Annotated in this window: 9 protein-coding genes and 2 pseudogenes; 9 read left to right on the top strand and 2 right to left on the bottom strand. The window is 35.8% G+C overall.

Annotation, left to right across the window (positions count from 1 at the left end; genetic code table 11):
• The first annotated feature begins 12 nt into the window (after window positions 1-12).
• Both murD and DX009_RS08655 read left to right on the top strand, forming a co-directional pair.
• A complete protein-coding gene (gene murD / locus DX009_RS08660) occupies window positions 13-1,344 on the top strand; it encodes a UDP-N-acetylmuramoyl-L-alanine--D-glutamate ligase (RefSeq protein ID WP_115083852.1) in 1,332 nt (443 codons plus the stop codon).
• Window positions 1,345-1,403: 59 nt separating this feature from the next.
• Window positions 1,404-2,675 (top strand): FtsW/RodA/SpoVE family cell cycle protein, encoded by a 1,272-nt coding sequence (locus DX009_RS08655; RefSeq protein WP_115083706.1) that lies wholly within the window; start codon window positions 1,404-1,406, stop codon window positions 2,673-2,675.
• A gap of 850 nt (window positions 2,676-3,525) precedes the next feature.
• Here the strand turns inward: DX009_RS08655 and DX009_RS13885 are convergent.
• A pseudogene (locus tag DX009_RS13885) lies at window positions 3,526-3,721 on the bottom strand (hypothetical protein); the annotation flags it as partial.
• A 512-nt stretch (window positions 3,722-4,233) separates the two neighbouring features.
• Window positions 4,234-6,369 (bottom strand): TonB-dependent receptor, encoded by a 2,136-nt coding sequence (locus DX009_RS08635; RefSeq protein WP_006044215.1) that lies wholly within the window; start codon window positions 6,367-6,369, stop codon window positions 4,234-4,236.
• Between the two features lie 558 nt (window positions 6,370-6,927).
• Here DX009_RS08635 and DX009_RS08625 point away from each other — a divergent pair.
• From DX009_RS08625 to ftsZ, 7 genes and pseudogenes are all read left to right on the top strand, one after another.
• Window positions 6,928-7,731: a hypothetical protein gene (locus DX009_RS08625; RefSeq protein WP_245944617.1), complete on the top strand. Its 804-nt coding sequence runs from the start codon at window positions 6,928-6,930 to the stop codon at window positions 7,729-7,731.
• Between the two features lie 452 nt (window positions 7,732-8,183).
• A pseudogene (locus tag DX009_RS13540) lies at window positions 8,184-8,291 on the top strand (IS30 family transposase); the annotation flags it as partial.
• 118 nt (window positions 8,292-8,409) lie between these two features.
• A complete protein-coding gene (gene murG, locus DX009_RS08605) occupies window positions 8,410-9,516 on the top strand; it encodes an undecaprenyldiphospho-muramoylpentapeptide beta-N-acetylglucosaminyltransferase (RefSeq protein ID WP_115083705.1) in 1,107 nt (368 codons plus the stop codon).
• Window positions 9,517-9,568: 52 nt separating this feature from the next.
• The gene (gene murC / locus DX009_RS08600) at window positions 9,569-10,948 is read left to right on the top strand and encodes a UDP-N-acetylmuramate--L-alanine ligase (RefSeq protein WP_115083704.1); all 1,380 of its coding nucleotides are present in this window, start codon (window positions 9,569-9,571) and stop codon (window positions 10,946-10,948) included.
• A 9-nt stretch (window positions 10,949-10,957) separates the two neighbouring features.
• Window positions 10,958-11,815, top strand: coding sequence for a cell division protein FtsQ/DivIB (locus tag DX009_RS08595; RefSeq protein WP_115083703.1), 858 nt, complete (start codon window positions 10,958-10,960; stop codon window positions 11,813-11,815).
• 31 nt (window positions 11,816-11,846) lie between these two features.
• On the top strand, window positions 11,847-13,298 hold the full coding sequence (gene ftsA, locus DX009_RS08590) for a cell division protein FtsA (protein ID WP_006044221.1): 1,452 nt from the start codon (window positions 11,847-11,849) through the stop codon (window positions 13,296-13,298).
• A gap of 50 nt (window positions 13,299-13,348) precedes the next feature.
• Complete coding sequence (ftsZ, locus tag DX009_RS08585; RefSeq protein ID WP_115083702.1) at window positions 13,349-14,659, top strand: cell division protein FtsZ; 1,311 nt, start codon at window positions 13,349-13,351, stop codon at window positions 14,657-14,659.
• Window positions 14,660-15,070: the final 411 nt, after the last annotated feature.

Below are 15,070 nucleotides of genomic sequence, written 5' to 3'. Positions count from 1 at the left end.
ATGCAAATGGAAATGAAAAGAATTGTTGTATTAGGAGCAGGCGAAAGCGGAGCTGGAGCCGCTGTATTGGCAAAAGCAAAAGGTTTTGATGTATTTGTTTCAGATATGTCTGCTATAAAAGATAAATATAAAACACTTCTAAACAAGCATAATATAGAATGGGAAGAAGGACAACATACAGAAAGTAAAATTCTGAATGCAGATGAAGTAATAAAAAGTCCAGGCATTCCTAAAGAAGCTCCTATGGTGCAAAAGCTTATAAAGCAAGGTACACACATTATAAGCGAAATAGAATTTGCTGGTAGATACACCAACTCTAAAATGATTTGTATAACAGGTAGTAATGGCAAAACTACTACAACAAGTCTTATTTATCATATTTTTAAAGATGCAGGATACGATGTTGGACTTGCAGGTAATATTGGTAGAAGTCTTGCATTGCAAATTGCAGAAGAACCACATGCGTATTATGTAATAGAACTCAGCAGTTTTCAGCTCGACAATATGTACGATTTCCGTGCAAATATTGCTATTTTACTCAATATCACTCCCGACCATTTAGACCGTTACGAAAATAAGTTTGAAAAATATGCCGATGCTAAAATGCGCATCATTCAAAATCAAACGCACGAAGACAGCTTTATTTATTGGAACGACGACCCAGTTATAAAAAAAGAATTAGAAAAGTACGATGTAAAAGCGGTACGATATCCTTTCTCTGAACTTAAAGAAAAAGGAAGTATCGGATATATTGAAGAAGGACAATATATTCTAGAACAGCCAACTCCGTTTAATATGGAGCAAGAAGAGCTGTCGCTTACTGGTAAACACAACATATACAACTCTTTGGCTGCAGGATTGGCATCGAATATTAGCGGAATAAAAAAGGAAAGCATTCGTAAAAGTCTGAGCAATTTTCCAGGTGTAGAACATCGTTTAGAAAAAGTTTGCAAGATAGCTGGTGTACAATATATCAACGATTCGAAAGCAACCAATGTAGATGCTTGTTGGTATGCCTTAGAAAGTATGAAAACACCAACAATTCTTATTATTGGTGGTAAAGATAAAGGCAACGATTATAATGCTATAAAAAATTTGGTTAAACAAAAGTGTGTAGGTTTAGTGTACTTAGGTGCTGATAATAAAAAATTGCATGAAAATTTTGATAATTTAGGCATTCCTGTATACGATACTCATTCTATGAAAGAATGTGTCAAGGCATGTTATGCAATGGCAAAACCTGGCGATACAGTTTTATTAAGTCCGTGTTGTGCTAGTTTCGACCTATTTAAAAATATGGAAGATCGTGGCGAACAATTTAAAACTCTTGTACGTGCTTTATAGAAACAACAAAAGCATAAAATATTTGTCTCTGAATTTTTATAACTTCAAATACGATAAAAATGAACTTAAAGTCCCTTAATAACATCTTCAAAGGCGACAAAGTTATATGGATGGTTTTCTTTATTCTTTGTATGATTAGTATTGTTGAGGTTTATTCTGCTTCGAGTACACTTTCATATAAAGGTGGAAACTATTGGGCTCCATTATTTAAACATGTTGGAATGCTTGTTATAGGATTTTTCGCAATGATTTTTGTGATGAATACAAAGTGTAGGTATTTCAAAATAGCTACATTACCTGTATTAAGTGTTTCTTTCTTTTTCTTAATTGTGGTGTGGCTAACTGGTGGTGTAACAAATGGTGCAAGTCGCTGGATAGATATTATGGGCATACAGTTTCAGCCCTCCGAATTAGGAAAAGGTGCTTTAGTTTTAGCAGTTGCTCAAATTTTAAGTGCTATGCAAACTGAAACCGGAGCAGCAAAAAAAGCTTTTAAATACATTTTATTTTTATCGGCACTCATTATAATCCCTATCAGTTTCGAAAATCTCTCAACAGCTTTGTTAGCAGCTTTAACAGTTTTGTTAATGATGTTTGTGGGGCGTGTTCCTTTAAAGCAAATTGGAAAACTATTGGGAGTATTTGCTCTGTTAATTGTATTTGCACTTGTATTGGTTATGGCTGTAGGTACCGACAAAGAAGATAATCCACCGAAGCAAAATCTTACCGAACAAACTGTAGATACAGAAGAAAATACCGATACTGGCCTATTCAGTAAGCTATTTCACCGTGCCGATACATGGAAAGCACGTATTAATAAGTTCTTAGACAATAAATATGTAGCGCCAAAAGATTACGATCTTGATAAAGATGGGCAGGTAGGACACGCCAATATTGCTATTGCATCGTCGAATATTGTAGGTAAAGGTCCTGGAAATTCTAACGAACGCGATTTTCTTTCGCAGGCTTTCTCCGACTTTATTTATGCCATAATCATTGAAGAAATGGGAATTATTGGTGCTGTTTTTGTTGCTTTCTTATATATTGTTATTTTAATGCGAGCAGGAAAAATAGCAAGTAGGTGCGAAAATTCGTTTCCTGCATTTCTTGCAATGGGTATTGCTTTTTTATTAGTAACACAAGCGCTTTTCAATATGGCAGTAGCAGTAGGTTTAGCCCCTGTTACTGGTCAGCCATTACCACTTATTAGTAAAGGTGGAACTTCAACCATTATTAATTGTATTTATATTGGAATGTTGTTAAGCATTAGTAGGTTTGCAAAGAAACGTAATAACGATACAGCCGAAGAAATAATCTCAGATAGCGAATAAGATAATACGAAATATACTATTTAAAAGTAAGTAGGCGATTCTTTTTTACACCTACTTACTTCCCTAAATACAGATTGTTAATAAGCCAATAGCACATATGTTGTTCTTACACATTGTTTAGAAATTAAGCTCAAATAGCCACAACATCATTATATAGGTATACCTTATTCATCTAAAATTAGGTTCTACCGCTTGAGTAGAATTTATTTTTTATTAAATCATAGAAAAACATTCCAGCACACATAATAAGAAAAAGGCTACAGATGTAGCTAATAAACCAAAAACGAGTTTAGCAAAAACAAGAAAATCCAAATTTTGTAATTAGCCCTCCCTTAAAAACAATATTGAGGGTGTGTCAAAATTGATACATCCTCTTTTTTTCTTTGATTTAATATCATAGCATCATCTATAAAACAGACATTTAGCTCTTATTCTATTCGCAAAACCATTCCAAGAAAGAATTAAAACTTCTCCACTGTAGTTGATGTTTGCCATTCTGAAAATGAATCAACTTCTGTCCAAGTTCAAGCTCAAAACCTCTCCTATTTCCCGATTGTAAAAAAACTACCCTTTGTTTCAAAGCTATCTAAAAGAATATAATCTTTTGGCTAAACTAAGTAGGATTGCAAAGATTCTATTCTTTTATTCTTGACGCTGAAAAATTATAATTATAAATCACACAAATTATAATTATAAATAAAAAAATTATAATAACAAATTTATTTTCCCTTAATTCCGCAGTATTTTTTCTTGTGAGAAAATTTTATATGTTGAGATGTCTTTTTGGGGACTCTATATGTTGATATGAGGTGCTTCGGTGTTTCTTGGGGCTTTTCTAAGCATAAAAGACTCCACCCAAACCAATGGGGAAGTATGAAAAACCACAAAAAATACTTCCATAACAGAATGCTTTGCCGCTACTTCCACATTTACCCAATACAGATTCGGTAAGTTTTTTCAGAGCCCAACTTTGAGAAAACGTCCATAATATGAAAAACTCCATCGAAAGAAGTGATATTCTCGTTTTTAATTGCTACCTTTGTCATGTCAGTTTTTTGCTTACTTGTTATGTTTGCAGCACCAAGATAGGTGAAATTTCTGACATATCCAGTGTTTTGAGAACTTTGTTTCTCAGGCACTTGGAGTTCTCACAAGAATTTATGCTGCGGAATTAAGGTATCTATCAAAAGTTTAATCGTTTTTTAATAGTTGCTTTCTGCATAAGTAGCCTTTTCGTAGAGTTGCAACTATTGGCTTCTGACGTATAAAGAGATGGTAGCATGTTCCTTATATAGTAATAATGGACAGTCTATATGTTGGTATTATATGAGGTGTAAAGATATAATTAGGGCTTTTGAGAAGTAAAAGAAAAGCAGGGAAACGATACGATACTTGTTGTATTCCGTCTTCCCTGCTTATAGTTTATGATACACTATAGGCTGCTTCTGTATTTAGAAGGGAACCTTGCGTACTCACAAGAGGTGAACTTTATCCACCTTTACTTGGTATTTTAATGTCCTTCCAGCACTTGAGAATAAGTCTATCGAGTGTTTGAGGATTAATATTTGAACACTGCAGTGAGTGTTATCTTGCGTCCATCAGCATGTGCATACTCTGCATTACGTGCCATCATCATAGATGCTGGTGTGTAATAAGTGTAGTTCAATAAGTTGGATACAGCCAAACTTAAGTCGCAAGCCTTCATCTTTACGCCTGCAGTAAGGTTTAGTAAGTTGATACGATTTACGATACCTTCACCCTCGTTATATACTCCTGAAGCATTAGGAGTAAATCTGTCACGCTTACCGGTGTGCATGTATTGCAGTTGGAGATAGGTGTTCTTGACAGGAGCATAGTTGACATACATTGCCAACTTTGCGGCTGGGATGGAAATGTTTGACATATATGTGTCCCAATCACCAGTAGCTGATTTGAGCTTACCTTCGAACCATGAGAAGTTAGCACCAACCTTTAAGTTACGGAGAAGTTGTGCATCTGCACTCAATTCAACGCCATACACCTTCTGTGGAGTACGGTTTACTACCCAGAAACCATTCTCTATCTTGAGGTCACTTCCAAGCTTAGAATAGGTGTAGAAAACAGATCCATTCAACTGCAACCAATGGTTAATATCAGAGTAAACACCCATCTCGTAGTTGTTTGTCTTTACTGGTTCTGTTGATATCTTAGAGAGTACATCGGCCTTAGCAGCACGTAATGTACGACCTAAATCAAAGATAGAGAAACCTTGAGAGTAGGCTACGAAGGGTTGAAAAGCAGGATATTTGTTATAAGAAACACCCACATTAAAAGACATATTATTATACTTTAGCTTTCCACCTTTGACCTGAACCTGTGGGTCGGAGAGCTTATTGCGCAATACATCATAGTCTGGTACGTTTATATTAATGAAGTCGTAACGTCCTCCTAATTTGAGGCTTAGATGTTGCCATAGTGTGGTCTTCATTTGAACAAAGGGCGCATGGTTGTTACTTGTCACCCATGGCATCCAGTATCTACCATCTACCAAAGGTTGTGATGTCTTATTATAAAGGTAGTCATAACCATAAGCTAAGTGTGCAAAAGCATTCTCTGAGAATACAAGTCGAGTATTAAACTGGGTGCGGAAACCAAACTTACGATCCTTAACAGCCGACTGTCCACTTGTTTCTTCCCATCTTGGCTGCGCAGGGTTAGCCTTACGGAAGTCGAAGATAGTATATATTCCCGAACCATAAACAGATGCTTCTAAGTCGGTATGTTTGAATATATCCTTTGAAGTAAACTTGAGGTAAGCATTGTGATTGTATCTTGTTCCCTCGTCAACTGCCTGTGGGTCCTTGTTACCAATTATACCAATAGAAGGACTTTGGAGGTACTTTCCGCCGAAAGGAATCAATTTTGTGTCTTGCAAACTACGATAGAAATTATACATCAATTCTATTCTGTTCTTAGGAGATAGGGAATAACCGAGATTAACAAGTATGTTTGTTGTATAAGTATCACCGAGTCCGTAGCGTGGAGAGATAAATTTCCCATCACCATCAATAGCACTACCTGTACGTCCAAAAGCCCCATTTACGAGATAATCAAATTGCCCCACACGACCATAAACTTGCTGGTTGATGCGATAACCTTGCCCTTTTCCGTGACGGAAGAGGTTATAAGTTGAACCCGAGAGAGTCGTCTCTCCAGCTACAGCCTTGTTGGTGGTATTCTTCTTAGTTATGATGTTTATCAATCCTCCGATAGCACCATTACCATAGAGAGCAGTAGAGCCTTTTACTACTTCTATATGGTCGATAGCAGCGATGTCAATGGTTCGGATGTCACGGTCTGTTGAACGTAAAGGAGTTGATTGAGGAATACCATCAATCAAGATAAGTGCGCTTCTTCCACGAAGTGATTGTGACCGAGAGCTTGTAGTATTACTTGATAGAGCCATACCAGGCGTGAGCATGCCTAAGAGGTGAGTGATATCGGGAGCCGCCTTGCTCATTTCTGCTATTTGCTTTTGGTCAAGAATCGTAACTGTAGCAGCCGCATTCTGCTTTATTTCAGGTATACGTGTAGTACTGATTATTACTTCTTCGAGATGTTGTGTGGAGTCTTTAATCTCTTCTGATTGTGCATTACAAGGTGTGGTTGCCATTGCAAGCATTGCGAGAGATAGATAAATTGTTTCTTTTTTCATATAAATACAATTCTATGAGTGTTAATTAATGTTTGCAAAAGTATTAATATTCTATAGAGCGTGCAATACCTAAAATGAGGTATATGTAGTTCTATGTGCCTTATCTTTGAACGTATTTTTCTATGTGGCAATATATCTTTAGTATTGTGACAAGCATTTGATTCGTTTTTTTCTTACTTTTGCATTATCTTTTTGAATATTATCGGCTTGTAACGTTATCTATAGATGATAGGATGGGTGATGTTGGAAGTTAATCAAAGTAGGGTTATTTTCTACTCTGATAAATATTTATGAGAATCCTCAATTCCGCAGCATTATTCCTTGTGAGGTACTTTTATATATTGAAGTGTCATTTTGGGGATTTATCCATTGATATGGGGATTTTCTGGGGTTCTTGGTTCTTGCATAATCATAAAATCCCCCACCCAAACCAATAGGGAAGTATGATAACCACAAAAAATACTTCCATAACAGAATGCTTTGCCGCTACTTCCACGTTTGCCCAATACAGATTCGGTAAGTTTTTTCAAAGCCCAACTTTGAGAAAACGTCCATAATATGAAAAACTCCATCGAAAGAAATGATATTCTCGTTTTTAATTGCTACCTTTGTCATGTCAGATTTTTGCTTACTTGTTATGTTTGCAGCACCAAGATAGGTGAAATTTCTGACATATCCAAGTGTTTTGAGAACTTTGTTTCTCAGGCACTTGGAGTTCTCACAAGAATTTATGCTGCGGAATTAAAGATGAAAGTGTTTTTACTTCTTTTATTATTATATTTTCCTCTTAACAGTAAAGTAGCGGAAGATCATCAGGTGGATGTTACCTTATCGTATGAATCTGGGTATATTTCCAAGAGTCTATATATAAATGGAAAGAAAGAAGCTGTCTATAAAAGCAAGAAAAAGAAACCTATAAGGCTCACAAAAGTCGAGAAAGATATGCAAAATATCTTTTTCGAACAATTAAAATACTTGGAATCGTGGGGGGTGATTATAAAATATCCAGAGGTTATTTTCGAAGACCTTTGTATTATCTCTGATATATTATCCAATTATGATAAGTCGGAAATTCAATCTTTTATTCAAACAAAAGGCGATTGTAAAACAATTAATATATTAAAAATCAACAAATATTACACATATATTAATGCAAGAGTCGATTATGTTTTAACGCTCACAATAGTTATAGAAAAAGGCTTACTTAAAGAGTTTCGATATGAATACATGCCAGATTTTTCTGACGAGACCGTTATTTACAGATGTCAGTACAAATATGATAATTATGGTAGAATTATATATATAACAACTTTAGGGAAAGAAAAAAATGAGATTAGAATAACATATGCGAGTTTAAGATAATCCTCAATTCCGCAGCATTATTCCTTGTGAGGTACTTTTATATATTGAAGTGACATTTTTGGGATTTATCCATTGATATGGGGATTTTCTGGGGTTCTTGGTTCTCGCATAGACATAAAATCCCACACCCAAACCAATGGGGAAGTATGAAAAACCACAAAAAATACTTCCATAACAGAATACTTTGCCGCTACTTCCACGTTTGCCCAATACAGATTCGGTAAGTTTTTTCAAAGCCCAACTTTGAGAAAACGTTCATAATATGATAAATTCCACCGAAAGAGTGATATTCTCGTTTTCAATTGCGACCTTTGTCATGTCAGATTTTTGCTTACTTGTTATGTTTGCAGCACCAATATAGGTGAAATTTCTGACATACGCAAGTGTTTGAATACTTTTATGTATCAGGCACTTGCATTTCTTGCAAGCAAAAACGCTGCGGAAATAAGGATTATACAGAAAAGAAAATTATGTCGATACAAAAGAAATTGAACGAAAGACCGAGAGAAAAATTAAACTTTTCTACTCCAAAGTATGAATTCTTCAAATACGTTTTATAATTTTGCACTTGCTGGTTGACTCTGCGCCACATTTATTATATTTCACATTTTTAAGTGGTTTATATTACGACAAAATAGAAAAAATGATTAACTTTGTAAGTTGATAAAAAGAGCTGTTATGAACGAAGAGTTAAGAATAATTATTAGTGGTGGAGGAACAGGAGGACACATCTTTCCAGCTGTGTCAATAGCCAATGCCATAAGAACTAAATATCCTAAAGCAAAAATATTATTTGTTGGCGCAGAAGGAAGAATGGAAATGCAACGTGTTCCTGCTGCAGGCTATGAAATAAAAGGCTTGCCCATAAAAGGTTTTAACCGTGCAAACAAACTGAAAAATATTAGCGTACTCTACAAGCTATGGAAAAGTTTGCGTTTGGCACGTAAAATAATAAAAGATTTTAACCCACAAGTGGCAGTGGGTGTTGGAGGATATGCCAGTGGAGCTACTTTATATGAATGTTCGAAAATGGGAATACCTTGCCTAATTCAAGAACAAAACTCTTACGCTGGTGTAACAAATAAGCTACTTGCCAAAAAAGCAAAGAAAATTTGTGTGGCTTACGAAGGTATGGAACGCTTTTTTCCAGCCGATAAAATTCTTATGACAGGAAATCCTGTACGCCAAAACGTTCTAGAAACACCGCTCTCAAAAGAAGACGCCAGAAAACAATTCGGGCTAAATCCTACAAAGAAAACAATTTTACTAGTGGGAGGTAGTCTTGGTGCACGTACTATTAACCGTGCCGTATTAGAACATTTAGAGCTTATTGAATCTTCTGATGTACAGTTTATTTGGCAAACAGGTAAGTATTATCATCAGTCTATTCTTGATGAAATGAAAGGAAAAGAACTTCCTAACCTGAAAATAATGGACTTTATAAGCGATATGGGAGCAGCTTACAAGGCAGCCGACTTAGTTATTAGCCGTGCAGGAGCAAGTTCTATTAGCGAATTTCAACTAATTGGTAAGCCCGTTATACTTGTTCCGAGTCCAAATGTGGCAGAAGATCACCAAACAAAAAATGCAATGGCATTGGTAAACAAAGGTGCGGCATTGTTTGTAAAAGACGCAGAAGCACCTAATAAGCTTTTACAATTGGCAATAGATACAGTAACCAACGAACAGAAACTTACAAGCTTAAGCCAAAATGTGAAAAAAATGGGGCTTCATAATTCTGCCGATGTAATAGCAAACGAAGTAATAAAACTCATAAAACAATAGAGATACCAACAATCTGGAATGGTTATGATATTCCAAATAATAATATAACAAAATGAAATTACAGGATATACAGGCAGTTTATTTCATAGGAGCAGGAGGAATTGGTATGAGTGCTTTAGTTCGATACTTCCATCATAAAGGACTTGTGGTGGCAGGTTACGATAAAACACCAACCGATTTAACACGCCGTTTAGAAAAAGAAGGAATACAACTGCACTACGAAGATAACATAAATTTGATTCCAGATGTGTGCAAAAATCCATCTACAACATTAGTAGTTTACACACCAGCTATACCTAATACGCATAGTGAATTAATATATTTCCGCGAAAACCATTTCGAAATAGAAAAACGTGCACAAGTGTTGGGTAGACTTACACAAACACACAAAGGACTTTGTTTTGCTGGTACACATGGTAAAACAAGTACATCTACAATGTGTGCCCATATTATGCACGAAAGTCGTTTAGATTGTAATGCTTTTCTTGGTGGTATCTCTAAAAATTATGGTACAAACTACATATTCTCGCCTAAAAGCGATTATGTTGTTATTGAAGCCGATGAATTCGACCGTTCTTTCCATTGGTTACGTCCTTATATGAGTGTTATTACATCTACGGATCCCGACCATTTAGATATTTATGGTACGAAAGAAGCCTACTTAGAAAGTTTTCGTCATTACACCGAATTAATACAACCAGGGGGAACGCTTGTTATTCATAAAAGTTTAGAAATGAAACAAAACGTACAAGCTGGTGTAAAAGTGTATGAATATAGTAGGGAAACTGGTGATTTTCATGCCGAAAATGTTCGAATACAAAATGGAACAATTGTGTTTGATATGGTTTCGCCTATAGAAAATGTAACAAACATAGAGTTAGGTCAGCCTATACCAATAAATATTGAAAATGGAATAGCTGCAATGTCATTGGCACAACTTTGTGGTTGTACAGCCGATGAACTTAGAAATGGAATGAAAACTTATGCAGGAGTAGACCGTCGTTTCGACTTTAAGATAAAAAATAATCGACACGTTTTACTTTCCGACTATGCACATCATCCAAAAGAGATTATACAAAGTGCTAAAAGTTTGAAGGAAATATATCCTGATAGAAAGATAACGGTAATATTCCAACCCCATCTTTACTCACGTACGCACGATTTTTATATGGAATTTGCAGAAGCTCTCAGTCATTTTGATGAGGTTATTCTCACAGAAATTTATCCAGCTAGAGAAAAACCAATGCCTGGTGTTACATCAGCACTTATCTACGATAATCTGAAGAGTAATGTAGAAAAGCAAATGATAAAGAAAGACGACGTATTACAGTTTGCTAAAAGTAGAGACTTTGATGTTCTTGTTGTGCTCGGAGCAGGAAATCTCGACAATTATACAGAAAAACTTGCAGAAATAATAAAAGAAAAAGAATAGTTTAAGAGAATGAATACAAGTTGGAAGACGATTATTTTTTATGTGTTAGATGTCATCTTGACATTCTACCTTGTTATGGCAATAACTTCGTGGAATACGCCAGATAAGAAACATCGTATATGTACGAAAGTGAATATAAATATTTCCGATTCCAATAACTCTGGATTTCTTAGTGCTGAAGAAATTAAAGCCATTCTTGAAAAAGATAAATTATACCCACTTAATAGGCAACTAAGTTCTATTGAACCACGAAAAATAGAAGAAGCTTTAAAGGTGGGACCATTTGTTGATACGGCACAATGCTATATTACAGAGAATGGGCATATTAATATTAGAATTTCGCAACGAATGCCAATCATTCGTATAAAAAATAATAAAGGCGAAGACTACTATCTGGACGATAATGGAGGAATTTTACCAAACTCTAAATATACAAGCGATTTAATTATAGCAACAGGCGATATTAGTAAATGGTTTGCTCATTTTGCAATTACACCTATGGCAAAAGCAATAAATAAATCGGAGTTTTGGCTCAACCAAATCGAACAAATAAATGTTCGACCAGATAGGGGAATAGAACTCGTGCCACGTGTGGGAAATCATATAATATTTATAGGTTATCTACCAATAAGACGAAATAAGGCAGCAAACGATAAAGGTATAGACGAGTTTGTTACGAAAAAACTCGAGCGAACCGAGAAATTCTATCGTTATGGGCTATCACAAGCAGGTTGGAATAAATACTCGTATATTGATGTGGAGTTCGATAATCAAATTATATGTAAACGAAGAGCTGCACAACAAACAACAAACGAACAGCAACAACCCAAGCAAGAGGAAAAAATACAAACTGAAGTATCAGAATAAGAATAAAAATAAATAATAAGAAAATTAGTGTATGGCAGAATTTATTGTAGCCATTGAACTGGGCTCATCAAAAATCACTGGTATAGCAGGAAAGAAAAACCTAGATGGTAGTATTTCTGTGAATGCTGTTGTTAAAGAAGACGCTTCGCAATGCATTCGAAAAGGTGTTGTTTACAACATCGACAAAACAGGACAATGCTTAACCAATATAATAAACAAACTAAAGAAGCAACTTAAACACGAGATAACACACGTCTATGTAGGTGTGGGCGGACAATCTATTCGCAGTGTAAAAAACGTAATAGTAAAAGAATTGCCTGCAGGAACTATCATATCTAGTAATATGATAAACGAACTGATGGACGCAAATCGTAATATGAGTTATCCTGATCAGGAAATTCTCGATGCAGCCACACAAGAATATAAGGTAGATAATCAAGATGCAATAGACCCCGTAGGTATTAAAGCAAACCATTTAGAAGGAAACTTCTTAAATATTTTATGGCGTAAATCGTTCTACGATAATCTTAATAGTTGCTTTGAAAAGGCTGGTATTGCTATTGCCGAAATGTATTTGGCTCCTTTAGCTTTAGCTGATAGCATATTAACAGATAACGAAAAACGTGGAGGTTGTGTACTTGTCGATCTTGGAGCTGAAACAACTACAGTTTCTGTTTATTATAAAAGTATATTACGACACCTTGTTGTGTTGCCACTTGGTGGAGCTAATATAACAAAAGATATTGCAAGCCTACACATTGAAGAGAAAGATGCCGAAAAACTGAAACTAACATACGGAAGTGCTTATACTAATGACGAAGATATAGACGACAAACACTCTTATACAATCTCTAACGACTCTTCTATAGAAAGCCGAAAACTTGTTGATATCATAGAATCGCGTGTTGAAGAGATTATTAAAAACGTTATCTATCAAATACCAAGCGAATACGCTAATAAGCTATTAGGAGGTTTTATTCTTACAGGTGGTGGTTCGAATATGAAGAATATTGAACAAGCATTCCGTACTCATTCGCATGTAGATAAAATAAGAATAGCTAAGTTTGTTACACAAACCATTAATGCTAATAATGCAGATATTAATGCAAAGAATGCTACAATGAACACTATTCTTGGATTGTTGGCAAAAGGCGATATTAATTGTGCAGGAGCTCCTATTAATTCAGATAAGAAATTGTTTGATGATGTTACCAAACCAACTACATCAACAACAAGCGACTTGCATAAAGAACCCAGAAAAGCTCCAGAAATTGGACAAGGTGTAGTGCTGACTGCTGCCGAAAAAGAAAAGGCAGAAGCAGAACGTCGCCGTATGGAAGAAGAAGAACGTAAACGCAGAGAAGAAGAAGAAGAAAAACGTAAACACGACGAAGAAGAAAAACGTAAGAATAGTTTCTGGGGAAAATTCACTCTCAAGATGAAAGAGATTAGTGGAAAGATATTAGAAGCAGAAGATGAATAAAAGGAAGTGTTCTAAACGAAGAAATATAGAATAAGACAAGGAAGAAGGTTATGGCAGATAATAATATGAAGAAAGAAATACTCGACTTTGGTGTAGCTGAACAAAATAGCATTATCAAAGTTATTGGTGTTGGTGGTGGCGGTGGAAATGCCGTAAACCACATGTATCGTGAAGGTATACACGATGTTACATTTGTTTTGTGTAATACCGATGCACAAGCACTAAACGATTCGCCCGTTCCTATTCATTTGCAACTTGGTAAAGAAGGTTTAGGAGCAGGAAATAAGCCAGAGAAAGCAAGAGAAGCAGCAGAAGAAACTATCGACGACATAAAGAAAATGCTGAGCGATGGCACCAAAATGGCATTCATTACTGCTGGTATGGGAGGTGGTACTGGTACTGGTGCTGCTCCTGTTATTGCAAAGGTAAGTAAGGAAATGGATATTCTTACAGTTGGTATCGTTACAATTCCATTTCGTTTCGAAGGCGACAAGAAGATAGACCAAGCACTTGATGGTGTAGAAGAAATGTCGAAACACGTAGATGCTTTGTTGGTGATAAACAACGAGCGCTTACGCGAAATATATCCGGAGATGAGTGTGCTTAATGCTTTCGGAAAAGCAGACGATACACTCAGTGTTGCAGCAAAAAGTATTGCAGAAATTATTACTGTACACGGACTCATTAATCTTGACTTTAACGATGTGAAGACAGTGTTGAAAGATGGCGGTGTTGCTATTATGAGCACTGGTTATGGTGAAGGTGAGGGGCGTGTAAAGCAAGCTATTGAAGATGCTTTGAATTCTCCGTTGCTCAACGATAACGATATATACAACTCTAAAAAGATACTTCTTTCTATCAATTTCAGTAGCGACAACAACGACAATCCTGGATTGACGATGGAAGAGATGAGTGATATTAACGAATTTATGAGCCATTTTGGTAATGGATTTGAACTGAAATGGGGATTAGCACTCGACCCAGACCTTGATAAAAGGGTAAAAGTAACTATTCTTGCTACAGGCTTCGGCATTAAAGATGTTGAGGGAATGGGTAGCCACATTAAGAAACAATCGTTGGAAGAAGCTGCGCGCCTTGCTGAAGAAGAAGAACGTGAGGCTGAACGTAGAGACCGTAGAGACCGTATCTATGGTGGAAGCAAGTCGGCAAAGTCGAAACGACACCCACACATATATCTTTTCTCTCAAGACGATTTGGATAACGAAGATATTATTCTCGCTATAGAAAATACACCAACCTATAAGCGAACAAAGCAAATGATAGAAGATTTAAAGTCTGTTCCTGAAAAGAAAGAAGAATCTTCGTCAGAGGCAATTCAGGGAGTTATTAGCTTTAGATAGCATAAAAATAATAGTGAAAGAAGCAATAGCATAGCAATGCAATATAGCAAAAGAAATATATAAGGTAAGATATGGCATACAAGCATTAATGTTGCTACAATGGGAATGCTTATAAGTATATTTTTTTGCTGGTTAATATAGCAAAAGGGCTGAATTCTTTTATAGAATTAGGCCCTTTTATGTAGTGTGATTTCAACAGTGTGACGGTTATAATCCTCTATACTTTCTATATCTCTGCCCAGCAAGCAAGTGCTATTGTCCACTTTTCAGGCATAATGAACATTTGGAAGGCTGAAAACTCTTCTAAGCCTTTTATTTACTACTCTTATAGCATTTAAAAACCTACGAATAAAATGGTATCTTCTGAAATAGAACAAATGTTTCAACTTCACCCTCATTTCATAAGTTTAC

It is taken from the genome of Prevotella pallens (genome assembly GCF_900454935.1).
Classification (GTDB): domain Bacteria; phylum Bacteroidota; class Bacteroidia; order Bacteroidales; family Bacteroidaceae; genus Prevotella; species Prevotella pallens.
Note: the sequence above shows the minus strand (reverse complement) of the source record. Positions and strands in the feature narration are given on the sequence as shown.

What these genes read in the sequence shown, in the direction of transcription:
- murD (WP_115083852.1), top strand. Translation starts at nt 13, where the DNA reads ATGAAAAGAATTGTTGTATTAGGAGCAGGCGAAAGCGGAGCTGGAGCC.
- DX009_RS08655 (WP_115083706.1), top strand. Translation starts at nt 1,404, where the DNA reads ATGAACTTAAAGTCCCTTAATAACATCTTCAAAGGCGACAAAGTTATA.
- DX009_RS08635 (WP_006044215.1), bottom strand. Translation starts at nt 6,369, where the DNA reads ATGAAAAAAGAAACAATTTATCTATCTCTCGCAATGCTTGCAATGGCA.
- DX009_RS08625 (WP_245944617.1), top strand. Translation starts at nt 6,928, where the DNA reads ATGAAAAACTCCATCGAAAGAAATGATATTCTCGTTTTTAATTGCTAC.
- murG (WP_115083705.1), top strand. Translation starts at nt 8,410, where the DNA reads ATGAACGAAGAGTTAAGAATAATTATTAGTGGTGGAGGAACAGGAGGA.
- murC (WP_115083704.1), top strand. Translation starts at nt 9,569, where the DNA reads ATGAAATTACAGGATATACAGGCAGTTTATTTCATAGGAGCAGGAGGA.
- DX009_RS08595 (WP_115083703.1), top strand. Translation starts at nt 10,958, where the DNA reads ATGAATACAAGTTGGAAGACGATTATTTTTTATGTGTTAGATGTCATC.
- ftsA (WP_006044221.1), top strand. Translation starts at nt 11,847, where the DNA reads ATGGCAGAATTTATTGTAGCCATTGAACTGGGCTCATCAAAAATCACT.
- ftsZ (WP_115083702.1), top strand. Translation starts at nt 13,349, where the DNA reads ATGGCAGATAATAATATGAAGAAAGAAATACTCGACTTTGGTGTAGCT.